Source organism: Arthrobacter sp. Y3221157, assembly GCF_059089865.1.
This window is the reverse complement of sequence record NZ_JBNHFD010000259.1, coordinates 1-252: the sequence shown is the minus strand read 5'-3', so window position 1 is coordinate 252 and position 252 is coordinate 1. Positions and strand designations below refer to the sequence as shown.

Sequence of the window (252 nt, the reverse complement as noted above, 5' to 3'; positions counted from 1 at the left end):
CCGAACACGACCCCTACGAAGCCGGCCTCGGCTTCGCCGTCAAAATGACCAAAGACAACTTCGTCGGCAAAGCCGCCCTCGAAGGCCGCACCGAGGAAAACTCCGCACGCCGCCTGCGCTGCCTCACCATCAACGACGGCCGCTCCATCGTCCTCGGCAAAGAACCCGTGTTCTACAAAGACCAGCCCCTCGGCTACGTCACCAGCGCCGCCTACGGCTACACCGTCCAAAAACCCATCGCCTACGCCTACC

General features: G+C 63.1%; 1 protein-coding gene. It reads left to right on the top strand.

Annotated features, from left to right (window positions below):
* A partial coding sequence (locus tag AC5RTT_RS20915) for a glycine cleavage T C-terminal barrel domain-containing protein (RefSeq protein ID WP_494146746.1) occupies positions 1-252 on the top strand: 252 nt, incomplete at both ends.